This is a genomic window from Actinoalloteichus fjordicus, from assembly GCF_001941625.1.
GTDB classification, from domain to species: domain Bacteria; phylum Actinomycetota; class Actinomycetes; order Mycobacteriales; family Pseudonocardiaceae; genus Actinoalloteichus_A; species Actinoalloteichus_A fjordicus.
The window spans coordinates 2,473,656-2,499,502 of the sequence record NZ_CP016076.1 but is presented as its reverse complement, the minus strand read 5'-3'; the positions used below and the strand labels follow the sequence as shown (position 1 = coordinate 2,499,502).

At 71.9% G+C, this 25,847-nt stretch carries 16 protein-coding genes and 1 CRISPR repeat array; of the genes, 6 read left to right on the top strand and 10 right to left on the bottom strand.

The genetic code is table 11. The features are described 5' to 3' along the window. Positions 1-239: 239 nt before the first annotated feature. On the bottom strand, positions 240-671 hold the full coding sequence (locus UA74_RS11240) for an uL11 family ribosomal protein (RefSeq protein ID WP_075740207.1): 432 nt from the start codon (positions 669-671) through the stop codon (positions 240-242). Positions 672-1,248: 577 nt separating this feature from the next. Between UA74_RS11240 and UA74_RS11230 the strand changes: the two genes are divergently transcribed. Further along, positions 1,249-1,887, top strand: coding sequence for a pentapeptide repeat-containing protein (locus UA74_RS11230; protein WP_157434116.1), 639 nt, complete (start codon positions 1,249-1,251; stop codon positions 1,885-1,887). A 403-nt stretch (positions 1,888-2,290) separates the two neighbouring features. Here the strand turns inward: UA74_RS11230 and UA74_RS11220 are convergent, their stop codons facing one another. Continuing rightward, positions 2,291-3,610, bottom strand: coding sequence for an FAD-dependent oxidoreductase (locus UA74_RS11220; protein WP_075743676.1), 1,320 nt, complete (start codon positions 3,608-3,610; stop codon positions 2,291-2,293). Positions 3,611-4,061: 451 nt separating this feature from the next. Between UA74_RS11220 and UA74_RS11215 the strand changes: the two genes are divergently transcribed. Together UA74_RS11215 and UA74_RS11210 are read left to right on the top strand one after the other, a co-directional pair. After that, positions 4,062-6,689: an ATP-binding protein gene (locus UA74_RS11215; protein ID WP_075764327.1), complete on the top strand. Its 2,628-nt coding sequence runs from the start codon at positions 4,062-4,064 to the stop codon at positions 6,687-6,689. Between the two features lie 226 nt (positions 6,690-6,915). Next, positions 6,916-10,710, top strand: a complete 3,795-nt coding sequence (locus tag UA74_RS11210; RefSeq protein WP_075764325.1) for a tetratricopeptide repeat protein — start codon at positions 6,916-6,918, stop codon at positions 10,708-10,710. 492 nt (positions 10,711-11,202) lie between these two features. On the opposite strand, the gene UA74_RS11205 is transcribed toward UA74_RS11210, so the two are convergent. Then, the gene (locus tag UA74_RS11205; RefSeq protein WP_083683117.1) at positions 11,203-12,396 is read right to left on the bottom strand and encodes an acyltransferase family protein; all 1,194 of its coding nucleotides are present in this window, start codon (positions 12,394-12,396) and stop codon (positions 11,203-11,205) included. Positions 12,397-12,981: 585 nt separating this feature from the next. Next, positions 12,982-14,049 carry a hypothetical protein gene (locus UA74_RS11200; RefSeq protein ID WP_157434114.1) on the bottom strand — a complete coding sequence of 356 codons (1,068 nt, stop codon included), beginning with the start codon at positions 14,047-14,049 and terminating at the stop codon, positions 12,982-12,984. Positions 14,050-14,535: 486 nt separating this feature from the next. Between UA74_RS11200 and UA74_RS31710 the strand changes: the two genes are divergently transcribed. Then, positions 14,536-15,075: a hypothetical protein gene (locus UA74_RS31710; protein WP_157434113.1), complete on the top strand. Its 540-nt coding sequence runs from the start codon at positions 14,536-14,538 to the stop codon at positions 15,073-15,075. Further along, the gene (locus UA74_RS11190; RefSeq protein ID WP_075740201.1) at positions 15,072-16,961 is read left to right on the top strand and encodes a YibE/F family protein; all 1,890 of its coding nucleotides are present in this window, start codon (positions 15,072-15,074) and stop codon (positions 16,959-16,961) included. Before UA74_RS31710 ends, UA74_RS11190 begins: the two co-directional genes overlap by 4 nt. Positions 16,962-17,400: 439 nt before the next feature. Here UA74_RS11190 and UA74_RS11185 read toward each other — a convergent pair whose 3' ends face one another. Further along, on the bottom strand, positions 17,401-18,090 hold the full coding sequence (locus tag UA74_RS11185) for a hypothetical protein (RefSeq protein WP_232237722.1): 690 nt from the start codon (positions 18,088-18,090) through the stop codon (positions 17,401-17,403). Between the two features lie 175 nt (positions 18,091-18,265). Next, the gene (locus UA74_RS11180) at positions 18,266-18,967 is read right to left on the bottom strand and encodes an MBL fold metallo-hydrolase (RefSeq protein WP_075740200.1); all 702 of its coding nucleotides are present in this window, start codon (positions 18,965-18,967) and stop codon (positions 18,266-18,268) included. Between the two features lie 158 nt (positions 18,968-19,125). Here UA74_RS11180 and UA74_RS11175 point away from each other — a divergent pair, with 158 nt between their 5' ends. Further along, the gene (locus UA74_RS11175; protein ID WP_075740199.1) at positions 19,126-19,938 is read left to right on the top strand and encodes a peptidylprolyl isomerase; all 813 of its coding nucleotides are present in this window, start codon (positions 19,126-19,128) and stop codon (positions 19,936-19,938) included. 146 nt (positions 19,939-20,084) lie between these two features. Next, a CRISPR array of direct repeats spans positions 20,085-20,490; the repeat unit is 37 nt; unit sequence GTTGCGATCCTCACCGGCCCCGGAGGGCCGGTGCCAC. 194 nt (positions 20,491-20,684) lie between these two features. Here UA74_RS11175 and UA74_RS11170 read toward each other — a convergent pair. The 4 genes from UA74_RS11170 to ruvA form a co-directional block, all read right to left on the bottom strand. Further along, positions 20,685-23,000, bottom strand: coding sequence for a RelA/SpoT family protein (locus UA74_RS11170; protein WP_157434112.1), 2,316 nt, complete (start codon positions 22,998-23,000; stop codon positions 20,685-20,687). A 283-nt stretch (positions 23,001-23,283) separates the two neighbouring features. Beyond that, positions 23,284-23,724: a preprotein translocase subunit YajC gene (gene yajC / locus UA74_RS11165; protein ID WP_075740198.1), complete on the bottom strand. Its 441-nt coding sequence runs from the start codon at positions 23,722-23,724 to the stop codon at positions 23,284-23,286. Positions 23,725-23,889: 165 nt separating this feature from the next. Further along, on the bottom strand, positions 23,890-24,918 hold the full coding sequence (gene ruvB, locus UA74_RS11160) for a Holliday junction branch migration DNA helicase RuvB (RefSeq protein ID WP_075766083.1): 1,029 nt from the start codon (positions 24,916-24,918) through the stop codon (positions 23,890-23,892). A gap of 280 nt (positions 24,919-25,198) precedes the next feature. Continuing rightward, positions 25,199-25,798 (bottom strand): Holliday junction branch migration protein RuvA, encoded by a 600-nt coding sequence (gene ruvA / locus UA74_RS11155; RefSeq protein ID WP_075764323.1) that lies wholly within the window; start codon positions 25,796-25,798, stop codon positions 25,199-25,201. Positions 25,799-25,847 lie beyond the last annotated feature (49 nt).

Here is a 25,847-nt window from a genome sequence, read left to right as displayed (position 1 = left end):
CCGGATGCCGGCTCCTCGTCGAGTGCCCGGCGGCGCCGGTGGCCCCCGACACGGACCTGTACGTGGCAGGCGGGGGACAGACCGGTGGCGTCGGGCCGGGTCCGACGCCCAGGGCGGCCGGACTCCGGCGGACCTCGTTCCGCACTGCCCAACCGGGAGACGTCCGGACATGCCGAAAGGGGCCACCCGATTCGGGTGGCCCCCTTCAGTCAGCCTCGCTCAGGGTGGAACCGCAGGCCTCAGGCCTGGACGGTGACGCCCATGGAACGCGCGGAGCCCGCCACGATCTTCATCGCGGCCTCCAGGTCGCCGCCCGCGTTCAGGTCGGGCATCTTGCGCTCGGCGATCGCCTGCACCTGCTCCTTGGAGATGGTGCCGCCGGGAACGTGACCGGGGCGCTCGGAGCCGGACTTCGCACCCATGGCCTGACGGATCAGGAAGCTCGTGGGCGGAGTCTTGTACCGGAGCTTGTAGGTCCGGTCCTCGAAGACCGAGACCACCACGGGAACGATCTCGCCTCGGTGAGCGGAGGTGTTCTCGTCGTACTCGAGCTTGACGTTCCGGGTGTTGACACCCGTCGGGCCGAGCATCTTTCCGAGATCGACCATGGCTGCATTGCCAGCCTCAAGTTCGAGTGTCGCCTCGAACGTCTTGCGCTGCTTGGGTGGCACCTACGACCCCTCACCTTTCGTACACTTCGCCGACGAATTCTACACCACGCCGATCGCCGAACACGGCCCGTGGGCCGAGGGCACCCGAGGAGCCGGGCACGCACGGCATGACACCGTCTACAGCTGCGTGGTGTGATGAGGTCGGTCCGCCGTCGACTCCGCCTGATCCGCCTCGACCGTCGGCTCACGCCGCGAATCCGAGGCCTGGACCGGCCTCCTGCCCACCACTGTGTCACACGCGGGCCCATGCAGGTCGCGCGGGGTCCTCCGCTCCGGCGCCACTCCGAGCCGTGTGCAGGGCGAACCGATCACCGTCCGACGGAGTGACGCCACTCCCAGGGTGTGGATCTGCGGTGCGGCGCGCCCATCGACCGGGTGGTTTCCCTCGTGAATCACAGACATCGTCCTGCCCCTGAGGCACCGTCGGAATCAGCGTCCGATCACGCTCCGGACGTCTTCAGGTCACCCGTTCGCCGAAGGAGTCGACGATGACCAGTTCTGTTTCCCTCCCCGTCACCATCCGCCGTCAGCCAGCCGAGGGCCGTCCTCCGGTGATGCGGGACGGGGGTGCGCCGTGGTGAACGCCGGTGCATCACCGCCCCCGAACAGTCCCGGTGCAGGGCTGCCACCGGGTACGACCCGCTGCTACGAGCTGCGGGTGGCAGGCAGGTCGGTGCACCGCATCGCCCAGGTGTTCCCCGAGATGAGCGTGGGGCGGACCCCGCAGGAGGCGATCCTGCGCGGGATGGTCCTCGACGATGCGGCGCTGCACGGGCTGCTCGTCCGCGTGCAGACGCTCGGGCTGCGCCTGTTGTCGGTCCATCAGGTTCCGACCACCGTCGTCGACCAGGCGGCGAGCCGTGAGCCTGCCTGGAAGGCCGCGCCGGTGTGGTCTGGATCGACCGCGCAGGCGCCCGACATGTCCGCGGCCCGCGGGCGGGCGACGGAGCCCGCCGAGTCGGCCGGGCTGATCGGTCCCGCCGACGACGGGACCTGTGCTGCGGCCTGTCCGACGAGCGGCGCGGATCGAGCCGGTCCGGTCGGGTCGGAGCCTGTCGGGTCCGATCTCGCAGGGTCCGATCTCGCAGGGTCCGATCTCGCAGGGTCCGAGTTCTCAGGTCCCGATCTCCTCGGGTCCGATCCGCACGACTCGTCGCACAACGGGACCGGTCGGGCTCGGCCGGGCAGCTGCCCGGCCGGTGAACACGAGCGGTAGATCGGCGCCGCGTCACCGGGCGACACGATGCCCGGGCGGGCGGCCCGATCCGACCGACGTCGGGCCGCCCGCAGGCACAGTCAACCGACCGCGCGACCGGCAGCGGGTCGTCAGTCCCGGATCGCCTCGATCTCGTCTGCCCGTCCGCCGGGCCGGGTCGTCTCGGCTCGATCGGTGGCGGTCGCCCCGGTCCGGCGCCTCCTCCCGGGCGTCCGCTCGCGGTTGCCCGCTTCCGGTCGCCCCTCTTCCGGTCGCCGCAGCCAGACGCCGAGGGTCGCGGGAGCAGGGCGGACAACCCGGCAGTTCACGGCTCGCCCGCCGCCGTCTCGCCGATCGAGCCGAGCCGGCGGGCCTGCTGGGGGCGTCGGAACAGGTCCGGAGTTCAGCCGGGGCGCCCTGGAGTTCAGGAGGTGGAGCGCAGCGCGGCCCGCATGGTGCTGAGCACGAAGCGGGGGCGAGCGAGTTCGCGGGGATGACGGCGCATCGCGGCGACGTCGAGATACTGCCGATGCACGCCCGCGTCGGTGATCGTCGCCCTCGCCAACAGCCCCGCCAAGCCCCGGCTCAGCGGGAGACCGAGTGCCCCGCGCCCCTCGGCGTTGGGCAGCAGGAGGTCCTCGGCGGCCGAGAGCTGCCAGGCCGCGTCCACGACGACGCGGCTGCGATCGAAGTAGCCCTCGGCGGGCTCGTCGATCGCGGGCCGGGTGCGCAGCCAGGCATGCAGAGCACTCGCCTGGAGCATCGCGACGCTCAGGCCCTGCCCGTACATGGGGTTGAGCGAGGCCACCGCGTCGCCGAGGGCCACCAGTCCGGCGGGCAGCCTGCGCATCCGGTGAAAGTCGCGGCGTCGGCTGTCCCGATGACGGGAGGCCGACACCTCGGAGACCGGCTCGCCGGACTGGACCAACCGGTTCAACGCCGACACCGGCTCGGTCCTGCACCGTGCCTCGAAGTCCTCGACGTCCCTGGTCGGCCGGTCGTCGCCGTAACCGACGACGGTGGCGCTCCATCGGTCGCCCTCGACCGGCAGGAGCAGCAGACCGCCCGCCGGACCGAGCCTGCCCGTGCGCAGCGAGTACACGCTGTCCGTGTCGTCGACGCGCTGGCCGGGGTCGCGGCGGTAGAGCCGGGTGGCGTAGCCGAGGTCGATGACGACGCGCCGAGTCGGCGGCGTCGGATAGCCCGCCCGGCCCAGCCACTCCCCCAGCCTGCTGGAGCGGCCCATCGCATCCACGACGAGGTCGGCGCTGATCCGGTCGCCGGGACCCCGCCTGCCCGGCTCGGCGACCAGCGCACCGTCCACTCGGGACCCGTGATGGGTGAGTCCGGTGGCCTTGCCCCGGACGAAGCGCACGGCGGGCAGCGCGGCGGCCCGGTCCCGCAGGTGCCGCTCCAGGAAGGGCGCGGTGAGACAGATCAGCGGTTCGCCGACCACCGGGGCCTTGCGTACCCCGTCGACGTGCCAGTGCGAGCCGGAGTCCACCGGTCGCGCGCCCTCGTCGACGAGCGTCTCGATCAGTCCGGGCAGCCAGCGGTCGAACTGCCTGCGGGCGAGTTCGTGGATGCCGAGGGAGTGCGGCGCGGCCGGGGTCCCGCGCCGGGGGGCGGAGTCCGTCGCGAGGTCGTCACGATCCACGACGATCACCTCCTCGGCGTACTCGGCGAGCACCACGGCCGCCGTCAGTCCCGCGATGCCGCCGCCGAGCACCAGCGCACGTCGCACGAATGCCACCTCACTCTTCCGACGGAGAGTTCCGTCTTGATCACTCGGACGGACGGTAAACCGATCACCGACTGTGATCACATCCGCAGTGCGCACGACGCCATCCACGGCGTGACCTGGCAGAACGGCAGGTCACGGGATTGCAGGAGCCCGGCGGACGCCGCCGCGCGAGTCGCGGCCGGTCGGCAGGCTGCCCGCAGCCGTCGCCGAACGGTGCTCTGCAGGCCGTGCCACGCCGGATGTCGACGTCCGACACGCGGGCCGACCGTGGATGATCACCGTCGGTGATCAGCGGAACGACGGGCCGAAGGAGCCGAAACACGCTGGACGCAACGGGTGCCGGGGAGCCGACTCGCCTGCCGAAACCACGCAGGCGCTGTTCCTGCGGAGCGCTCCCGGCGTCGGTGATCGATAGACGACACTGGGTGCACACCGGCGTGCGGGAGCGAGCATGAGCAAGACGCGATTGTCCTTGCAGGACGTGATCCGGCAACGACAGCAGGACACCTTCGTCGGCCGCACGGAGCAGCTCGGCGGCTTCCAGACCAACCTCGGCTTCTCGGCGGAGGACCCGCGTCGCCGATTCCTGTTCAGCGTGCACGGCCCGTCCGGGGTCGGGAAGTCGACCCTGCTGCGGCAGTTCCGCAAGGCGGCCGGCGACCAGGGCTGCCGGACCGCGCTGGTGCAGGAGAGCGCGCAGGACGTCCCCACCGCGATCGAGGAGCTGGTGGCCGATCTGGAGCGGCAGGACGTGCGCTGTCGGAAGGCCAGGGCGGCGCTGACGACCTACCGGGAACGACGGCACGAGGTGGACCGCGACCCGGCCGCGCCGGACGGGCTGCCCACGATGCTGACCCGCTCCGCCGTGCGGCTGGGCCTGCGGGCGGGCGGCGGAATTCCCGTGCTCGGGGCGCTGGCGGCGGAGATCGACGCGGACACCGTCGCGACCAACGTCGACGAGGTCCGTGCCTACCTGAGTCGGAAGTTCTCCCGAAGTGAGGACGTCGAGCTGCTGCTCGCGCCGGTGAACGTCCTGACCTCGGCGCTGCTCGTCGATCTCGGCGCAGCGGCAGAGCACGCCCAGCTCGCCCTGTTCGTGGACACCTTCGAACAGGTCGGCCGGTTCCTGGAGCGCTGGCTGCTGGATCTGTTGGCGGGCCGACACGGCGACCTGCCGCCGAACCTGGTGCTGACCATCGCAGGCCAGGAGCCGTTGAACGCGCACCACTGGGGCGAGTATCTCGGCTTCCGCGTCGATCTGGCGCTGGCGCCGTTCACCGAGCCGGAGTGCCAGGAGCTGCTCGCTCGGCGGGGCGTGACCGAGGAGCCGGTGATCGAGGAGATCCTGCGGCTGTCCGGCAGGCTGCCCGTGCTGGTGGCGATGCTCGCCGAGGCGGGCCCGGCCACGGCGGCGGAGGTCGCCGATCCCAGTGCGGGCGCGGTGGCGCGCTTCCTCGGCGGCGAGCCGGACGAGCGCCGCCGGTCAGCGGCGCTGCTCGGCGCGCTGCCCCGCACGCTGAATGCGGACCTGTTCGCGGAGCTGGCGGGCGTGGCCGGTGCGGACCTCGACGGCGCCCCGGACGCGGTGTTCCGGTGGCTGTACTCGCTGCCGTTCGTCACCGAGCACCCCGACGGCTACCGCTACCACCAGGTGGTGCGCTCGGTGATGTTGCGCGACCTGCGACGGCGCTCACCGAGCCGCTGGCGTGCGATGCATCAGGCATTGGCCGACCACTACGCGGCGGCCGGGGCGGCGTTGGAGCTGCCCGCCGGGCGATGCTGGGCCGATGCCGCGTGGCGCGGGCTCGCCATGGAGCAGCACTACCACCTACTGTGCGCCCGGCCTGCCGAGCTGCCCGCCGCGCTGAGCGGCCTCGTCAGCGTCCTGTACTGGGAGGACTCGGCGGCGGGCGCGTGGGTGGAGATGATGGAGCAGGCGGGGGCGGTGGTCAACGACACGAGGCTTCGGCAGCGTGGCAGGCAGCTGTCGACGCTGGTGTCGGACGCCGACGTTGAGGAAACCGCGTTGACGACGCATCTCGCGGCGGACCGTCTGTTGGACGAGCACGCGCGTGGCACTGCATACCTGTTGCATGGCAGGGCCTTGGTCGAGTCGGGAGACCATCCCGGAGCCCTGATCGCCCTGAACAGGGCTATAGAACTCCAGCCCGAGCACGTGATGGCCCATGTGTTACGCGGGGTCACAAGTCGTGAACTCGGCGACGACGAGCGGGCGCTTCGGGACCTGGACCGCGCAGTCGAGCTCAATCCCGGCCATGTACTCGCCCGCGTACAACGGGGCGTGACATACCGAGGCCTTCGCCAGTACGACCGCGCGTTGGCCGAGTTGAATCACGCCGTCCGGCTGAATCCTGACCATGTGTACGGCCTGGTGGCGCGGGCTGCTCTGCACAACGACCTCGGCGCAGTTGCCCCGGCCCTCGCCGACCTGAACCATGCGATCCACCTCGATCCCGATCACCTTGTCGCCTATCACCTACGAGCAACGACGTACCGGGGTCTCGGAGACCTCGAACGTGTCCTGGCCGATCTGGATCAGGTGAACAGGCTGACTCCCGGTGAGGCCGGGGTGCTGTACTACCGAGCTGCTGTGTTGGCGAGTCTGGGCAAGGTGACGAGCGCCCTCACCGACCTCGATCAGGTCATCAGGATCTCCCCGCGTCATGTCCTCGCGCTGGCCTTCCGCGCGCACCTATACGGGGAGTCGGGTGACATGCAGAATGCCGCCGCCGACATCGAACGCGCGCTCGATCTCGATCCGGACAACGTCACGGTCCTGACCACCCGAGGAGAACTTCGTCTGCAGGCGGGATGCCTCGACGCCGCACTCGCCGACTTCGACCGAGCCTTCACCGTCGATCCGGCCCACGCACCTGCGCTCGCGTTGCGGGGCTGGGTTCATCTGCTGGCAGGCAGGACCGACCGCGCTCGGCTGGATCTTCATCGTGCAGTAGAGATCGAGCCCGCCGTCGTCGAGATGTTCACCGACGTGCCGACTCAGGATCAGCGCTTCACCGGGCCGGTAGCGGGCAACTCACCAGCCGAACCGGCACCGTGAGCACGCCACTCGACTCTCTGTCCGCAGCAGCGCCCTGGGCGCCTCTCTCCTCCTCTCCTCGCCCGGCCGAGACGCCCCGCGACGATCCCCCGCCCACAGCGGTCCCTGTCGGCGCCTGCCGACAGAATGGGCCCATCCCTTCGCGTGCGAAATCCCGAGGCAGCCGCACGGCCTGCCGTGGGATGCTGCCCGGCGTCTACCGTCCAGAGAGGACGATCAACACCCCATGAGCTACCTCGACGACCTCGCGGCCGATCTGGAGCGCGCGATCGCCAACGATCCCGAGCCGGTGATGGCGCTGTCCCTGCGAGCCAAGCTGCACCGCTCTCACGGTCGTGACGAGGCGGCCATGGCCGATCTGAACCGGGCGCTGGGGCTCGAACCCGACTCCGCCGAGCTGCTCACCCAGCGCGGCGAGACGCACCGGCTGCTGGGACAGAATCAGGCGGCCGTCGCCGACTTCGACCGGGCGCTGGAGATCGAGCCGGACGAGCCGTGGGCGCTGGCCAGTCGGGGGCAGGTGCATCGGGCCCTGGGCAGTCTGGTGGAGGCCTTCGCCGATCTCGATCGCGCCATCGACCTCGATCCGGATCTCGACTGGGCGCTGGTGGAGCGCGGGGTCCTGCGGCACGAGGTTCGCGAGTACGACCAGGCCTGTGCGGACTTCGGCGCGGCGATCCGCCACAGTCCGGAGTACGCCGTCGCCTACGCCCGGCGCGGCGAGTCGCATCGCATGGCCGGCCGGCTGACCGAGTCCCTCCGCGATCTGGATCGGGCCGTGGAGTTGGACCCCGACTACCTGTACGCGCGCATCGAACGCGGTGAGACTCGCCGAGTGCTGGGCCACGACGAGGACGCCGTCCTGGACTTCGACGTGGTACTCGACCGCCTCCCCGACCACGCCTTCACCCTCGCCTCGCGCGGTCAGGCCTATCACTCGCTCGGCAGGCACCAGGAGGCGTTACGCGACCTCGACCGGGCGCTGCGGCTCGATCCGGCCATCGGCTGGGCATGGGACGAGCGCTCCAGGGTGCACCGGGCGCTCGGCGACCTCTCGGCGGCGCTGGTCGACGGAGATCAGGCGGTCCTGCTGACCCCGGATCATCCCGCCGTGCGGGCGAGTCGTGCCGAGACGCATCGGCTGCTGGGCGACCTGGATCGGGCCCTCGCCGACTTCGACCGGGCCCTCACGACGGCGCCCGACTATCCCTGGGCCTTAGGCGGCCGGGCGCAGGTCCATCGGGCGCGGGGCGATCTCGATCAGGCGATGGCCGACCTCGACCGGGCGATCGAACTCGCCCCTGGCCTGCCCTGGCTGCTCGGGGAACGCATCGAGGTCCACCGTCTGCGGCTCGACACCGAGGCCGAGCTGGCCGATCTGGACCGGCTGTTCCTGGTGGACCCCGACCCGGACGTACTCGTCCGGCGCGGCAGGCTGCACGACCGGCGTGACGAGGTCGATCTCGCGCTGGCCGACTTCGACCGCGCGCTGGAACTGGACCCGGATCACGCGGGTGCCGCTTACCACCGAGGCGAGCTGTACCGCATGCTCGATCGCTTCGACGAGGCGTTCGCCGACCTGAACCGGGCCGTCGCGCTGGACCCCGAGTTCGACGCGGCCTATGCGAGCCGAGGGGAGGCCTATCGCGAGACCGACCGCCTGGTGGCGGCGATCGCCGACTTCGACCGGGCGTTGGAACTGGACGACGACTATCTGTGGGCCCGGATGAATCGAGGGCGGACCCACCATGCCCTCGGCGAGGACGCGGCGGCGCTGGCCGACTTCGACGAGGTGATCGCGCGGGAGCCGATGCTGGTCTGGGCACGCTCCGAACGCGGCAAGGTGTACCGCTCGCTCGGGGACTTCGAGGCCGCGCTCCGCGACTTCGACGTGGCCGTCGAGCGCGAGACCGCAGCCGGGGTCGAGGTCGGGCTGGCGCTCGCCTACGCCGACCGAGGAGAGACGCACCGCCTGGCCGGTGACGGGGAACGGGCGGTGGCCGACTTCGACCGCCTGCTGGCACTCGACCCCGAGAACGCGTGGGGACTGGGCAGCCGAGGACAGGCCCACCTCCTGCTCGGCCACGACGACCAGGCCATGGCGGATCTGACCGCGGCGCTCGACATCGACCCGGCGCTGATCTGGGCACGAGCGGCACGCGCCAGGCTGCATCGTCGCAGCGGCGACTACCGGCAGGCGATCGCGGACTACGACCGCGCGGTCGACGACGTCCCCGGCCATGCGGCGCCGTACCGGCATCGCGGCGAGACGCACCGGATGGCGGGCGATCTGGCTCTCGCCATGGCCGACTTCGACCGTGCGCTGGAGATCGACCCCGACGACGCCTACGCGCTGGCCAGCCGGGGGCAGGTCCGCCGCGCCCTCGGCGAGACCGCCCATGCGCTCGTGGACCTCGATCGAGCCTTGGAGATCGACCCCGAGCTGGGCTGGGGGCTCGACGAGCGGGGCAGGCTGCATCGGCTCCTCGGGGATCTTCCCGCCGCCGTCGCGGACTTCGATCGATCGTTGGAACTCGACCCGGACTATCAGTGGACGCTGGCGGCACGCGGTCAGGCGCATCATCTGCTCGGCAGCCCGAAACTCGCGCTCGCCGACTTCGATCTGGCCGTCGAGCTGCGTCCCCGCTTCCTGGCGGCGATCGCGGCACGCGGGCACGTCCACCGCGCGACGGGCCGCGCGGCCGAGGCGCTGGCCGACTTCGATCGGGCGTTGGAGATCGATCCCGATCTCGTCGCGGCGCTGGCCGGTCGGGGCGAGGTGTACCGGCTGACGGGCGAACCGGCACGGGCGCTCGCGGATCTCGGCCGGGCCCTCCAACTCGACCCGGACGACCCGTGGGCGTTGTGCAGCCGCGCTCGCACCCGCCGCGCCCTCGGTGACGAGCAGGGGGCGGCGGCCGATCTGATGAGGGCGGAGCAGCTCTCCCCTGGTCTCCCGGCGGAGATCGAGTCGGCGCAGGCCGTCCCGTCCCTGCACCGGCGTGACGAGTACTGGACGGCGGCCGGGCCGGGCTGGGCGGCCGGGCTGGAACCGGAGCTGCGGTCGAGCCACGGGCATCGCGGGGAGGCACATCGGCTGGCGGATCACCTCACGCAGGCACTCGCCGAGTTCGATCGGGCGATCGCGCTCGACCCCGACTACGCCTGGGCGCTGGCCAGCCGAGGGCAGACGTATGAGGCCCTCGACAACCGTCCACGGGCGCTGGCCGATCTGACCCGGGCGATCACGCTGCGACCCGACTACTCCTGGGCGCTGGCCCGCCGCGGCGAGATCCACCGGCTGGACGGCAGCCTCGCCGAGGGTCTCGCCGACTTCGACGCCGCCCTCGCACTCGAACCCGACTACGCGTGGGCCTTGGGCGGCCGAGGCCAGGTGCATCGCGCGCTCGGTGACCCCCGCCGAGCACTCTCCGACCTCGATCAGGCACTCGCACTCGATCCCGCCCTGGACTGGGTGCTGATCGAGCGGGCCGAGCTTCATCAGGAGCTGGGGCAGACCGAGCGTGCCATCACGGACCTCGGCGCGGTGATCGCGCTCGATCCGAACGACGTCCGCCCCCTCATTCTGCGGGGCAGGCTGTTTCAGGAGAGGGGCGATCACGAGCGGGCGATCGCCGACTTCACCGAGGCCGAACGGACCGGCGGCGGCACCGGGTGGGATCGCTATCTGATCGGCGTCGTGCGGCTCGGGCTCGGCGACGAGCAGCAGGCCGAGGCGCACTTCGTGGATGCCCTCGATCGAGACCGGCGGTTGCTGGCCGAGGACGAGACCAGACACCGGGTGCGGCTGAGCATCGCGACCTACCTCGCGGCCTTGGGCGAGGAGGAGGCCGCGACACGGGCGATGCGGGAGGCGCTCACCCGGCCGGTCCGCCACAGCGAGGTGGCCCACACCATCGAGTACCTCGCCGAACTCGAAGAGCACGCCGGACGCTCGATGGAACGCTTCCGCATCCTGCTCCGCGAGTGGCAACGGACGCACCCGCCCGAGCACGAGTGATCTACGGGGTGCGAGCCGGTGCACCCCGGTTCGGACCCCGCACCCCGCCGTGGTCAGCCTGTCCGGTGCACACGCCCACCCTCGATATCCCCGCGAGATCGGGACGCAGCAAGTCGGCTGGTTCTGGCGGTGGGAGGGATCGGCGTCGTCGTGGCCGAGGTGCGGAGGCGATCAGCGGCGCGGGCGCACTCCGGGGGCGCTGTCACCGGCCGAGCGCTCGGCGGGCCGCGGCGGAGTGGGAGCCGCCCCGGCTGCACCGAACGCGGCTCCTGCCTGGTCCACCGGAGGACCTCAGCGGCGGCTGAGGATCGCACCCCGACACCACCGGCGTCCGACGGTGCGCAGGCCCCGGCCGTCGGGCGTCGCGTCGGAACCGCAGCGGTCTCCGCAGGTGGTGAACGCGCCCCGGCGCGCGCGAGGCCTCGGCCGGCGGTGGTGTGGCGAGCACTGCCGGTCGTGATGCGGCCGGATTCGCCCAGGGCCGTCCCGGCCTCAGGCGTCAGGGCCCCGACCTGCTGCGGTGCCGAGGGCGGTCCCCGGGTCCGCCCTCGGTCGCCGCGACCCGGTCTCGGCCCGGTGGAAGACGACGACCAAGAGGGCGAGGAACACCGCAGGCAGCAGCAGCCAGACCGGCCGCTGAGCCCACCACTCGGCCGTCGGCTCCCGGAGCAGTTCGAACCCGAGTGCGTGGTAGGTGCCCAGGGCGAGCAGCAGGGCCGTCATGTGCCAGACGAACATCGTCATGATCACCATGTTCGCCGCCACGACCGCCGTCCAGACCCGGCGGCGCTGCAGCCAGCGCGCGAGGAACGGCCCGGCCAGCATCAGCACGCCGAGTTGGAAGACGCCGAGCACCGCGATCACCGCCGTCGTCGGATACATGTTGCTCAGCTCCGCACCCTCGTGCGCGACCATCGACCGGGGATACCCCAGCGGACCGGTCAGCAGCACGAGCCCCGCCAGTGCGCCGACCGTCAGCAGGAGCAGCCTGCTCCTGGCGAGGCCGGGCAGGGTGCCGTCGCGGTGGAAGTAGCCGAGCTGGTGCACGAAGATCCAGATCAGCACCGTGTTCACCCAGGCGAGCGCCGAGATGCCCAGCGCGAATCGGCCGAAGTCGAACAGGGCGACCGCGATACCGAGCGCAGCCAGGGTCGGGAGTGGACACCGTTCGTGCAGCCGCGCGGTGAGGGGAACGAGGAGCACGGCGACCAGGTAGACGGCGATGAACCACAGCGGCGAGACGAGCACCGGGCCGTAGACCGCCACCCCCGTCAGCCCCACCGCCCACAGCACCGTCTCGACCACCGCCCACACGATCAGGAACACCACGACCGGGATGAGGAGTCGCCGCACCCGGCGCGAGAGGAAGAGTCCGGTGCCGCCGCCCGCTCGTCGAACCGATCGCCAGCCCGCGAGGTTGGCGTACCCGCCGACCAGGAAGAACACCGGCATCACCTGGAGGAGCCAGGTGGCCGCCCAGCCGAAGGGGATCTGCGGGATGGGGTTGGGCATGACGAGCACGCCGTCGGCACGCTGCTGGGTGACCGAGAGCGTCCAGTGCCAGAGGATCACCACCACGATGCTCGCCGCCCGCAGCAGATCCACCACCCGGTCCCGGTCGCCGTCGGCCTGCGCCGCGAGGCGGCCGATCCTGCCGAGGGGGGAGCCTGCCGCCGACCTCTTCATCGCACTCGCGCCGGTCCTTCCTTCGTGGATCGGCCCTGGCGGGTCGGTCGGCCTTCTCTCGATCGTCAGCCTACGCAGCGACGGGGCCGGAATCGCCGACCACCGCCGGGTGTACCGGCGCACCGCTGGGCTCACCCGGCAGATCGAGACCGGCCAGGCTGCCCCGGGCACCTCGGGAGAGTCGGCGTCCGCGCCCAGCCGACGACGACGGCACCAGAGTCTACGAAGTGTGCGTGCGACGCAGTGCAGCGGAGCGCGCGGTCGCCGCGCGGAGACCCGCCAGGCCGACAGCGGTTCCCGGCGGCGATTCCGGGCGTGCCTGCGCCCTGCGGCCCGGCCGGGCCGAGTCCGCGCAGTCCGGGGGCGGCGCGGTCCGGGGTGGCGATGGCCCCAGCCGTGCCACGTCTTCTCCCCCGCTTGACTCGCGCCACAGCGGCCGTGTCATCCAGGAGTTCGGTCCCGCCGATCGCTGATTCGCCGGGCGCGTGGGCACGTCGGGGCGGACGGCACTCGGCTGAACCGGCCGCCCCGACGTCTCGCGGGCAGTGCGCCGACGCGGCCGCGAGATCGAGGGTCCGGCCCCGATCAGCCGATCCGGGAGTCCCACTCCCGCCAGGCCTGGAACTCGGCGGGCCACGCGAAGGAGGCCAGGCGTCGTTCGTCCTGTTCGGTGGGGGCCGGGACCGTGCGCAGCCACACCGTCGGTCCCGGGCGCGCATCAGCACGCCGACGAGTGGGAATACGCCCGTCACCGGACAGCAGGACGCCGACCGGGTCGGGCAGGCCCAGGATCGGATGTCGCAGCCGCCGGTGGACGTCGACGGGTTCGGGGCCGCCTGCCCACTCCCACCACCAGTCGCCCTGCTCGCCGTCCCCGGCCGCAACCCCTGACGCCGGGTACTCCCAGGCCGTGAACCAGAGTCCGGCCGAGAGCAGCCCGCTGCGCCGGAGCAGGGCGCTGCCGAGGCCGCCGGGGTCCGGTGCGGCCGCCGCACGCTGCCGTCGTTCCTCCTCGCCGAGCCCATCGGCGAGGTCCGCGCCGGACAGCCGCGTGCCGCGTCCGGTCTCCGCCGTCCACCGTCGCACGAACGCGATGCCCGCCTGCCAACTCCGCCCGGTCACTCCCGCCAGCACGGCCCGCCCCGGCGTCTCGTCGCCGAGCAGGATCAGCTCGACCGATCGATGTCTGCGCCGGTAGCGCAGGCCCGCGAGCCCGGCGAGGCCGTTCGGGCCGGTTCCGGGCAGGAGCTCGACGAGCAGCGGTCCGAGCGCGTCCGGTCGCAGGTGCAGGACAAGACCGGCCGCCGTCGGGCGCACGGCGCGCAAGGCGTGCGCGGGCCGCAGCAGGGTCGCGGGCGGGCGGAGATGCAGGTGATCGACCACCCGCGTCGCGGCCGTCAGCAGGGCGGACTCCAGCCGCCGTTGGCCCGCCGTCTCGGCGATCGGGAACAGTGCCCGGCGGACCGGCTCGCCGACGCTCATTCCCTCGAGCGCGGCATCGTCTGAGCGCAGAACGTCGACCAGGGACTCCCGCTGCGCGCGGGTGAGTCGGGCGAGGGCGGCGGCCACCTCGGGGGCGGCCTCGCCGGTGTTCTCGCCGGTGTAGTCGCGACGCAAGGCGACGAGTCGATCGGTCAGAGAAGTTCGTGACATGACGGTCCTCGGTTCTGCCGCCCGGCTCGGCATGGTGAGGACGCTCGACATCGCGGGCGTCGGAGGCGTTCGGTGATCGATGAACAGGAGTGCCTCAACCCTGCGGCGGAACCGCCACTCATGTGCACCGGGGAGTGACTCCAGCCTCGCGTCTGTTCACACGCAGCGACCAGCCTACCCGCCCGGTGCTCGACCGTCGTGGTCGATCTCGACGGGATCGGCGGTCGCGCCGCCACGGGCTCCCGCTGCGGCCCTCGATCGGAACGTCTTCGCAGCGTATGCCCCCGAAGCCGCCGCGGCAGCCGGGCGGTCGCGCTGACCGCGCCGTGATGTCGTCCACCCCATAAGATGCGCGGAATGATCGACGTGAGGCCGGTTGGCAGGGTCGTGTGAGCGACGAACGCCGGGGCGACGACTGGTTCGGGCGTCCCCCCTCCCCCGATGTCCCGCCGCCCGGCGAGACGACCGACGAATTCCCCTCGGTCGATGCCGAGGGGACCCCGCGCCGTCGAGGCCGCCCCGACGACGGCGGGCCGCCGCCCGAGGTTCGTCGATCCCGACCCGCCGAACCCGGCGAGGCCGAGGAGCCCCGCAGGCACGACAGGCCGCCGAGCGGCGGACGGGCGAGGCCGCCGGATGGCGGGGCCGGTGCGCCGCCGAACCGGCGCAGGCCGAGACGGACCGGCGACGGCGGCGAGGGGCAGCCCTCGGCGGGCGGCCGCCCGCCTGCTGATCGCGAGGAGACATCGGAGCCGCGCGCACACCGCGAGGCCGAGCCGCCAGGCGGCCGGGCAGGGCAGGCGGGCGACCCGCAGGCGGACAGCCCGGGTGGCCGGTCGCGACCGGCTGGGGACGCGGCGCGACGACCTCGCTCCGGCGGCGGCGATCGAGGTCGCCGATCCCCGGGCGGGGAACGCGGCGCGGAGCAGCCGTCAGGTCGACCAGCCGAGGCTCAGCGGCGCGACGACCCGCCGGGCAGGCCCCGGCGCGGCGGGGCCGAGGACCGGCACGCGGCAGCCGCTATGAACGAGGACGCCCCTGCCGAACGCAGACCGGCCCGACGTCCCGAGCGGCGGCGCGGCGCCGAGACAGCACGGCGAGAGGCCGATGCGGACGCGCCCTCGGCGGAGCAGGCCGCGCGACGCGGCGCACGACGCGGCGCGGGCTCCGTGGGGCACGGCCACGGCCACGGGCACGGCCCCGCCGGGCCGTCGTCCTCGCGGGTCCGCCTCCTGCTGGCCGTGCTGCTGGTCCCGGCCGCACTCGCCACCGTGCTGGGGGTGCTGCTGCTCTATCCCTTCGGCGAGCAGCCCCGCTCGGAGAGCGATCTGGGCTTCTTCCAGCAGCCGGTGAACGGCGAGGTCGTCTCCGCAGCCGTGGGGAGCTGTCAGTCCGGAGCCGAGCAGGCGTCGCCCGACATCGGCACGAATCCGGACGAGTCGGAATGCCAGGTGCTCGAGGTACGGCTCGACGACGGCGAGGCGGCCGGGCAGACCATCGGCCAGGTCATCGCCTTCGAGCCGAGCACGCCCACCTTCGAACAGGGCGACCAGGTCGTGCTGTCCTACGCGGGGGCCGAGCCGACCGAGCCCACGTCCTATCGCATCGTGGACTTCCAGCGGGGCGGCTCCCTGCTGTGGCTGGCGGTCCTGTTCGCCGCGTCCGTGCTGCTGCTGGCCCGGTGGAAGGGCCTGACAGCGCTCGCGGGGCTCGCGGTGAGCTTCGGCGTGCTGACGACGTTCATCATGCCCGCGATCCTGGCGGGCGAGAACGCCGTCACCGTCGCGGTGGTGGGCGCGGGGCTGATCATGTTCGTCGTCCTCTATCTGACGCACGGCATCTCGGCCAGGACCTCGGCCGCCGTGCTGGGCACCCTGCTCAGCCTGGCGCTGATCGCCGGGCTGGGCATCCTGTTCGCCGAGCTGACCCACCTCACCGGGCTGGACGAGGAGACCGTCAACCTCATCACCATCCTGGGCACCGACGTCGATGCCAGGGGTCTGCTGCTCGCCGGGGTGATCATCGGCGCGCTCGGTGTCCTCGACGACATGACCATCAGCCAGACCAGCGCCGTCTGGGAACTGCGCAAGGCAAACCCGTCGATGGGCTGGCGAGCGCTTTATGCCGCCGGGGTGCGCATCGGCCGAGACCACATCTCGGCGGCCGTGAACACCCTCGCGCTGGCCTACGCGGGTGCGGCATTGCCACTCTTGCTGGCCTACTCGCTGTCCGGCGTCGACCTGTCGACCCTGGTCGGCGCGCAGGTCGTCGCCCAGGAGATCGTCCGAACGCTCGTCGGCAGCATCGGTCTGGTGGCCGCCGTCCCGATCACCACGGCGCTCGCCGCGCTGGTGATCACCAGGGAACCGCCCGGCCGGGCAGGCACGGCCGAGTACGACGGTCCGGACGACCCCGACGGCCGGGACGCCGCCGATCCCGACGAGGACGCGGCGGCGGACGACGGCGCGGATGCGGCGCCGCGTCCGGACTCGGCTCGACCCACGGCGGCGTCCGGCGGTGCCCGGCAGACTCGTGGAGCCGGGCGAACGGCGACGGTCCGGCCTGAGCGACCCGGGACCCGGTCGAGAACAACGGCGCCGCCTGCCGAGGCTCCGACCGCAGGTCCGTCCGACACGCCGCCGCGAGGGGCGGTGAGCAGGGAGGCTGCGGGGCCGCAGGCAGCCTCGCGAGGGAGGGCGGCGGACGACGGCGGAGCAGGCGCTGCGGACGAGCCGCCGCCCCGCGAGGGCAGGCCGCGCCCGGATCGCGGCAGGCGGGCGGGACCGCCCGAGACCGGGGCGGACCCGAGGTCGGCAGCCGCTGCCGGCGAGCCTGCCCAGCAGTCTCGGGACACGACGACGCGGCGGCCGCAACGACCGAGGCGACCGCCGCCGGACGGGGCCCCTCGATAGCGCCGGTCCTGCGGTTCGTCCGTGGAGATCGTCTGAGCCCAGACCGCCTCGTCCTCGTCTCGAACGCCCCGCTCCGGCCCGGGCTGCTACCCGACGGGCTCCCCTGCCGACACTGCGTCGTCCGCACTGCGTCTGTGCTCCGGAGTGGGCGCCGACGCAGCAGGCCCGGCGGCGTCGCTCGCTGACCCGCCGATCCGGTCAGATGCGGCGTCGCGCAGGTGGGGTCCGCAGGAGGTCTGCGTTCACCTGCCCAGGCGATCCGCTTCAGACGACCTCGGCCGGTCGTGGGCGGCCGGGCGAACGCAGCCGGGCTCACCCCATAGGCCGAGATGCGGCGCGGCACGATCCGCCAGCCGCACTCGCCGCGCGTCGAACGACCTGCGACCCCGGCCTGCCGGACCGTGGCTCACCCGCCCGGCCACGGCTCACCGGCCCGGCATCAGTCCAGCGTCGCGACGAACCGGGCTACGGCGGCCGGGTCGAGACGCGTGGGAAGTCGTCCGCCGGGCGCTGCCGAGGCGATCTGATAGAGCGGTCGGTTCGCCGCAGCCTCGCCGCGTGCCTCGGCCCGCAGTTGGTTGACGAGCAGCTGAGACAGCGCCAGCGTCCGGGTGTCCCCGACGCCCGCCAGCGCGTCGGCGAGTCGACGCAGCTCCAGAATGCCCAGTTCCCGGCCGCCTGCGCCCGCGTAGATCGCCAGGGCCACGTTCAGGGTCCGGCCATGGCCCTGGATCAACAGGGCGACCGTGCGCACCCCGCGCTGATCGGAGACCAGGAGGTCGATCTCGCGCAGCTCGGTCAGATCCACCCGCCGGGTGCCGAAGGACGAGACGGACACGACACGGCCGTCCAGCCGCGTCCGCTTCCTGGCCTCCGACAGGGCCAGCAGCAGGAACGGCACGGTGATCACCCCCGCCGCCACCAGCCCGGCGACCCGCCCGCCGATCAGGCCGAACAGTCCGCCCATCGCCGCACCGATGATCAGTGCCCCCAGCGCTATCGACAGCGCGCGGCGGCGGAGAAGCTCCGGTGGCAGCAGGTTCAACGCGATGCCCGCAGGCACCGCCGGTCGTTCGGGCCGATCGGAACCGCCAGGCCGGTCGAGCTCACCAGGATCGTTCTCGGTCACCGGATCGATGTCTCCTTCATCTTCGGCGTGTCCTCTCGCATGATCCACCAGCGCCAGCGGGGCTCGACGAAGACCCGGTCTCGAGCCCGCGAGGACCGCTCGTCAGGAGAGGCTCCCGCACAGCCGGCCGTCGGAGGGCGGCATCCTGCGTCTTCGGACGGCGGGACGACAGGGCTCAGCCCTCCGGAGGGGTCAGGCCGCGAAGGAAGGGATTGCGGCTCCGTTCCCGCCCGATGGTCGTCGCCGGACCGTGACCGGGGAGCACCACCAGGTCGTCCGGCAGCGGCAGGATGCGACGACGCAGTGTCTCGATCATCGTCTGGGGGTCGCCGCCGGGCAGGTCGGTGCGGCCCACCGTGCCCGCGAAGAGGGTGTCTCCCGCCGCCAGCACGTCCGGCTCGACGCCGCCGTCCACGGCAGGGCCCCCTGTGGTCGCGGCCCGGAAGCACACCGACCCCTCGGTATGACCCGGCGTGTGCAGGACCGTGATCCGCAGCCCCGCCAGGTCCATCGCCTGGTCGTCGGTCAGCTCGGCGATCCGCTGCGGCTCGCTCATCGCCAGTTCGGGTCCGAGCAGTCTGGCCAGCTCCGAGCCGACGCCGCGCAGGGGCTCGGACAGCAGCGTCCGGTCGCCGGGATGCACCCACACCGGGATGTCGTACGCCTCGGACACCTCGGTCGCCGAGTAGGCGTGGTCGAAGTGGCCGTGGGTCAGCAGGACGGCCACGGGAGTCAGCCGATGCTCGGTCAGCCTGTCGGCCAGCTCCCCCATGACATGCTGACCTGGATCGATGATCACGCACGGTCTGTCCGGTCCACCGGCGAGCAGATAGCAGTTAGCCTGCAACGGACCGCTGGGGAAGCCGACGACGAGCACGAGGTGCCTTTCGTGTGAACCGGTGATCGGGGCGAGTCGTCGACCAGCCCCGCAGACAGGTCAGCCTAGCCGGCGCCTCCCGGTACACACAGACCACACCCGGGCGCTCTAGACTGCCGCCTGCCACCCCCGTCTCCAGCATCCCTAGGAGGGAGCCGGTGCCCACCAACGAGCAACGTCGCGCAGCCGCCAAGCGGAAGCTTGAACGGCAGCTCCAACGCCGTGCCCAACGTGCCAAACGCCGTCGCACGATCGCGATGAGCGCGACGGTGCTGGGGACGGTCCTGGTCGTCGGCCTCGTCTACTTCTTCGCCACCCAGGGCGGGGGCGACGACGCGGAGGCCGCCGGACAGACCGATCCGCCCGCCGCCTCGGACGAGATGCCCCCGACCGAGACCACCGAGGGCCCCTGCGGCTACATCATCGGCGGCGAGCCGCCCGCCAAGGAGGTCGCGGTCCCCGAGGACGTCGATCCGACGCCCGCCGAGGGCACCGTCGAGGCCACGCTGACGACGAATCAGGGCGAGGTCGGAGTGAGCCTGGATCGTGCGGCAGCGCCGTGCACGGTACAGAGCTTCCTGCACCTCGCCGAGAGCGGCTACTTCGACGAGTCGCCCTGCCACCGGCTGGTCACCTCGGAGGGCTCCCTCGAGGTCCTCCAGTGCGGCGACCCGACGGGCACCGGCAGCGGCGGCCCCGGCTACGCCGTCGCCGACGAGCTGACCGGCGAGGAGACCTACGGCCGGGGAACGCTGGCCATGGCCAACGCGGGCCCCGACACCAGCGGCTCGCAGTTCTTCATCGTCTACGGCGACTCCGAGCTTCCCCCGTCGTACACGGTCTTCGGCACCGTCGACGAGGCCGGACTCGGCGTGGTCGACGAGATCGCCGAGGCAGGCGAGGCCACCGGTGCAGGCGACGGTCCGCCGAACACCGAGACCATCATCGAGAGCGTCGGCATCGCGAGCTGATCCTCTCCCCGCACGACCACGACAGCCCCGGTCGACGCCGCTGACGGCGGGCCGGGGCTGTCTGCATGTTCGGGTGTGTGCAGGGGCCGGGGTGGGCGGGCTGCGGGTCGCTCGGCGGCGTTGGTGCGATCTCGCTCGGCGGCGGGCGTTCGATCCTCACCGGCCCCGCAGGGCCGGTGCCACCGGCCCTCGGCGTGTGCCGCGCCGTCCAGCCAGCGAGGTTGCGATCCTCACCGGCCCCGGAGGGCCGGTGCCACTCCTCGGCGACGTGGCGCACCTTCTCGCGCCGGTAGTTGCGATCCTCACCGGCCCCGGAGGGCCGGTGCCACCTGCTCGATCCGCATGTGGAGATCCGCATCGCCGACCTGTTGCGATCCTCACCGGCCCCGGAGGGCCGGTGCCACCTGCTGACACGTCGTCTCCTTGGTTCGCGATGGGATCAGTTGCGATCCTCACCGGCCCCGGAGGGCCGGTGCCACCGCGAACCCCGAGGAGCAGCACGACACCATCAAGACGTTGCGATCCTCACCGGCCCCGGAGGGCCGGTGCCACCCTGTACTTCCAGGGGTGTTGCGTGATCAAGCGACCCCAGGTTACCGACTCGTGACCGACACGCCCAAGAAACGCTTCGGACTGACCCGGCGTGTCGCCCGACGCCTCCCCTCCCCAAGCGGCTCGGGCGGCACACCGCAGTTCCCGCTGACGCGCCGGACGGCCTGCGCAGCTCGCGCCGAGGACTCCGGGCCTCAGGCGGTGGAGGTCACCCGGTAGACGTCGTAGACGCCCTCGATGTTGCGGACCGCCTTCAACACGTGGCCGAGGTGCTTCGGGTCGCCCATCTCGAAGGAGAAGCGGCTGACCGCCACCCGGTCCCTGGTGGTGGTGACCGAGGCCGAGAGGATGTTGACCCGCTCGTCGGCGAGGATCTTCGTGACGTCGGAGAGCAGCCGGTGCCGATCGAGCGCCTCGACCTGAATGGCCACCAGGAACACCGAGGAGGAGGACGGCGCCCACTCCACCGGGAGCAGCCGCTCGGGCGTGGCACGCAGTTCGTCGGCGTTGGTGCAGTCGGTGCGGTGCACGCTGACCCCGCCGCCCCGCGTGACGAAGCCGAGGATCTCGTCGCCGGGCACGGGCGTGCAGCAGCGCGCGAGCTTGACCCACACGTCGCCCGCGTCCTTCACGACGACGCCCGCGTCGGCGGTGGCCCGCCTGCGGTGATGCATCGTGGAGGGGGTCGACCGCTCGGCCAGCTCCTCCTCGGCATGCTCCTCGCCGCCGACCAGCGCCATCAGGCGGGTGACGACGTGCTTGGCCGAGGAGTGATGCTCCCCGACCGCCGCGTACAGCGTGCTGATGTCGGTGTAGTGCAACTCGCGCGCGACCGCGCCGAGGGAGTCCGCCGAGACGAGCCGCTGCAGCGGCAGGCCGACCCGCCGCAGCTCGCGGGCGATGGCCTCCTTGCCGCTCTCGATGGCCTCCTCGCGGCGCTCCTTGGCGAACCATTGCTTGATCTTGGCCCGCGCGCGCGGCGAGGCGGTGAAGGACAGCCAGTCCCGGCTGGGCCCGGCGCCCTCGGCCTTCGAGGTGAAGATCTCGACGACCTCGCCGTTCTCCAGCTCGCGCTCCAGCGCCACGAGCCTGCCGTTGACCCTGGCGCCGATGCAGCGGTGGCCGACCTCGGTGTGCACGGCGTAGGCGAAGTCGACGGGCGTGGAACCCGTGGGCAACGTGATGACATCGCCCTTGGGCGTGAAGACGAAGATCTCGCGGGTCGCGAGGTCGTATCGCAGCGACTCCAGGAAGTCGCCGGGATCGGCCGCCTCGCGCTGCCAGTCGAGCAGCTGGCGCATCCACGCCATCTCGTCGACCTCGACGGCGGAGGTGCCGCTGCCGTTGTTGCCCTTGGTCTCCTTGTACCGCCAGTGCGCTGCGATGCCGTACTCGGCGGTGCGGTGCATCTCGTGGGTGCGGATCTGCACTTCGAGCGGCTTGCCGTCCGGGCCGATGACGGTCGTGTGCAGCGACTGGTAGACGCCGAACCGAGGCTGGGCGATGTAGTCCTTGAACCGGCCGGGCATCGGCTGCCAGAGTGCGTGGACGACGCCCATCGCCGCGTAGCAGTCCCGCACCTCGTCGACCAGGATGCGCACGCCGACCAGATCGTGGATGTCGTCGAAGTCGCGGCCCCGCACGATCATCTTCTGGTGGATCGAGTAGTAGTGCTTGGGCCTGCCCTCGACCCTGGCGACCAGCCGGGCGCTGTTCAGATTGTCGGTGAGCTGGCTGACCACGCCTCGCAGGTAGGTGTCGCGCGAGGGGGCGCGGTTGGCGACCAGCCGAACGATCTCGTCGTACTTCTTGGGCTGGAGGATGGCGAAGGCCAGGTCCTCCAGTTCCCACTTGACGGTCGCCATGCCTAGCCGATGTGCCAGCGGAGCCAGTACCTCCAGGGTCTCGCGGGCCTTGCGGGCCTGCTTCTCCGGCGGGAGGAAGCGCATGGTGCGCATGTTGTGCAGCCGGTCGGCGAGCTTGATGACCAGGACCCGAGGATCACGGGCCATCGCGATGACCATCTTGCGAATCGTCTCGGCCTCGGCGGCTGCGCCGAGCTTGACCTTGTCGAGCTTGGTCACCCCGTCCACGAGGTGGGCGATCTCGTCGCTGAAGTCGGTGCGCAGCCGGTCGAGCGAGTAGTCGGTGTCCTCAACCGTGTCGTGGAGCAGGGCCGCGACCAGGGTGGTGGTGTCCATGCCCAGCTCGGCCAGGATGGTGGCCACCGCGAGCGGGTGGGTGATGTAGGGGTCGCCGGACTTGCGTCGCTGACTGCGGTGCTTCTCCTCGGCCACGTCGTAGGCGCCCTGCAGAAGCGCGAGATCGGCCTTCGGGTGCAGTTGCCGGTGCACGGCCGCCAGGGGCTCGAGCACCTGTTTGACCGAAGAGGACCGCTGAGCCGTGATGCGGCGGGCGAGCCTGGCCCGGACGCGACGGGTGGCCGACGGCTGCCTCGGCGCCTCAGCCTGGCCCGGCGAGGCCTGTTCGACGTCCTGACTCACCGGCATGCTCCAGACTCATTGCGTTGTTCGTTGTCCCCGCGCGGGGGGCACGACCCGAGTCCGTCTCCGGGTGACCCGGATGACGAGGATAACGCCGATCCCGACCGCCGTGTTCCGTCAGGGTGAAGCAGCCGTGTCGAACTCTCCCCACGGCAGGGGACACCCCATGGCATGGGCCTCCGTCACGGCGGCACGCCCGCTGACGACGATCGCCCGCCTGCTCGACCCGGCTCCCCCGAAGGGAGCAGGCCGAACTGCGGGCGATCGTGACCGGTCGTGCTCGGCGTCGTCAGGCGGTCTTGCCCGCCTCGGCGGACTTCGCGCCCGCACCGGAGGTGGCCTTCTCGGCGTCGACCGTGTCCTCGGTCACATCAGCCGAGTCGGTGGCCTTCGTGGTGTCGGCGTCCGCGTCGAGCGAACGCTCGAGGTCGTCGGAGTCGTCGGTCTCGTCGATGCTCTCGGGAAGCTCGTCGGCGGTCACCACCTTCTCGCGGACGGCCGCCCGGACCCACGTCGTGGTGACGCCGGGGGCGATCTCCACGTCGATGGTGTCCTCAGCGGTGTCGGTGACGGTTCCGTAGAGGCCAGAGCTGGTCATCACACGGTCGCCAGGAGCAAGGGAGCTCTGCAGCTGCTGCATCTCCTGCATCGCGCGCTTCTGCTTTCGGCTGGCCAGGAACAGCGGCAGCACCAGCAGGAGCAGGAGCAGCGGAAAGATGAAGGATTCCATCGTTCTCCGTTCAGCGGACGCCTGCTCGACGCACGGTTCGTCCGGTTGTTCGGGTATCGACTACCCAGTGTGCCAGGCCTGCTGTGCTGATGACCCACCACCCGTGCCTGCGGGACACTCCCCGACTCCGGTGAGCGCACTGAGACGTCAGGTCAGACACCGAGTCTAGTCCTGATCCATCGCGAAGAGTGATCCGGTGCCGCCGACGGCCTCCGGCGGCGGTGTGAGACCGAGGTGATGCCAGGCAGCGGCGGTGGCGACCCGGCCTCTCGGAGTCCTGGCCAGCATCCCGGCCCGGACCAGGAACGGCTCGCAGACCTCCTCGACGGTGGACGGCTGTTCACCGACCGCGACCGCCAGCGTCGACACCCCCACCGGGCCGCCGCCGAACGATCGGACCAGGGCGCCGAGGACCGCGAGGTCCAGTCGATCCAGACCGAGCTCGTCGACCTCGTAGACCTCCAGTGCGGCCCTGGCCACCGACCTCGTCACGGTGCCGTCCGCTCGGACCTCGGCGAAGTCACGGACCCGACGCAGCAGGCGATTGGCGATCCGGGGTGTGCCGCGAGACCGGCCCGCGATCTCGTCCGCGCCCTCCGGGTGCAGGGCCACCCCCAGGATCGCAGCGGACCGCCGCAGCACCTGTTCCAACTCGGCGGGACTGTAGAACTCCATATGCGCGGTGAAGCCGAACCGGTCCCGCAGCGGGCCCGTCAGCGAACCCGCCCGCGTGGTCGCCCCGACGAGGGTGAACGGGGCGATCTCCAACGGGATGCTCGTCGCGCCCGGCCCCTTGCCGACCACCACGTCGACGCGGAGGTCCTCCATCGCCAGATACAGCATCTCCTCGGCGGGCCGGGCGATGCGGTGGATCTCGTCGATGAACAACACGTCGCCCTCGACGAGGTTGGACAGCATCGCGGCCAGGTCGCCCGCACGCTCCATCGCGGGCCCCGAGGTGACCCGCAGCGCCGAGCCCAGCTCGGCGGCGATGATCATCGAGAGGCTGGTCTTGCCGAGGCCGGGCGGCCCGGAGAGCAGGACGTGGTCCGGCGGCCTGCCGCGCCGCAACGCCCCGGAGAGCACCAGTTCGAGCTGCTCGCGGACGCGGGGCTGGCCGATGAACTCGCTGAGGTCGCGGGGTCGCAGCGTCGACTCGACGTCCTGCTCCGCAGGCTCGGCGTGCGGCGACAGCCCGACCGCGTCGAGGTCGACGGCATCGACCTCCCAGTCCTCCTCGGCCACCCGCTCCTCCTCGGCAGTGAAGCGTTCCTCGGTCACCAGCTGCTCCCCCGCTCCCGTGCTGTTCGCGATCTGTCCGGTACGACGTCCGGCTCCGCTCGGCGTTCCAGCGTGATCAAAACCGGCTCCGACCTGCACAGGGTTCGTGCGGCCTGCTCCGTCGTACGCGCCGGTCGGCGCGCCGCCGGTCCGGGCACCGGGGATCGGGGGCCTGCGACGTCGTCACACCGGACTATCTCTTGCGCCCCAGTATCGCCAGCGACCGCCGGAGCACCCCGGCGGTGTCGTCGGGCCCGTCCGGTTCGGCAAGCACGGCGTCCACCGCCTGTTCGGCCTGCTTGCCGGTGAAGCCGAGTCCGACCAGCGCGTCGACCACGCTCGGCCGGACTTGCGAGACGGCGGAACTCGGCAGACCGGCTCCGGCGGACCCTGCGGGGCCGACCTTGTCTCGCAGCTCGACGACGAGCCGCTCCGCACCCTTCCTGCCGATGCCCGGCACCTGGGTCAAGGCCGTGAGATCGCCGTCGGACACCGCGTGTCGAAGCTGGTCGGGTTCCAGGACCGCCAGCATGGCCAGTGCGATCCGGGGCCCGATGCCCGAGACCGTCTGCACGAGTTCGAAGAGCGTCCGCGCGTCGGCGTCGACGAATCCGTAGAGCGTCCAGGAGTCCTCCCGGATCACCAGGCTGGTCATCAGCTCGGCCTCGTCGCCTCGCCGCAGTGTGGCCAGCGTCGCAGGCGTCGTGCGAACCGCCAGGCCGATGCCTGCGACCTCCACCACCACGTGGTCGAGGGCGACCGCCTGCACCCGGCCGCGTACCGAAGCGATCATTCCCGCACCTCTCTCGTCTTGTTCGACCGCGCGTCCCCGTCGGACGCCG

Bases quoted from the DNA above. Each gene is read 5' to 3' on its own strand.
- UA74_RS11205 (WP_083683117.1), bottom strand. From the start codon at position 12,396: ATGAAGAGGTCGGCGGCAGGCTCCCCCCTCGGCAGGATCGGCCGCCTC.
- yajC (WP_075740198.1), bottom strand. From the start codon at position 23,724: ATGGAATCCTTCATCTTTCCGCTGCTCCTGCTCCTGCTGGTGCTGCCG.
- UA74_RS11215 (WP_075764327.1), top strand. From the start codon at position 4,062: ATGAGCAAGACGCGATTGTCCTTGCAGGACGTGATCCGGCAACGACAG.
- ruvA (WP_075764323.1), bottom strand. From the start codon at position 25,798: ATGATCGCTTCGGTACGCGGCCGGGTGCAGGCGGTCGCCCTCGACCAC.
- UA74_RS31710 (WP_157434113.1), top strand. From the start codon at position 14,536: ATGCCGAGGGGACCCCGCGCCGTCGAGGCCGCCCCGACGACGGCGGGC.
- UA74_RS11170 (WP_157434112.1), bottom strand. From the start codon at position 23,000: ATGCCGGTGAGTCAGGACGTCGAACAGGCCTCGCCGGGCCAGGCTGAG.
- UA74_RS11210 (WP_075764325.1), top strand. From the start codon at position 6,916: ATGAGCTACCTCGACGACCTCGCGGCCGATCTGGAGCGCGCGATCGCC.
- UA74_RS11190 (WP_075740201.1), top strand. From the start codon at position 15,072: ATGAACGAGGACGCCCCTGCCGAACGCAGACCGGCCCGACGTCCCGAG.
- UA74_RS11200 (WP_157434114.1), bottom strand. From the start codon at position 14,049: ATGTCACGAACTTCTCTGACCGATCGACTCGTCGCCTTGCGTCGCGAC.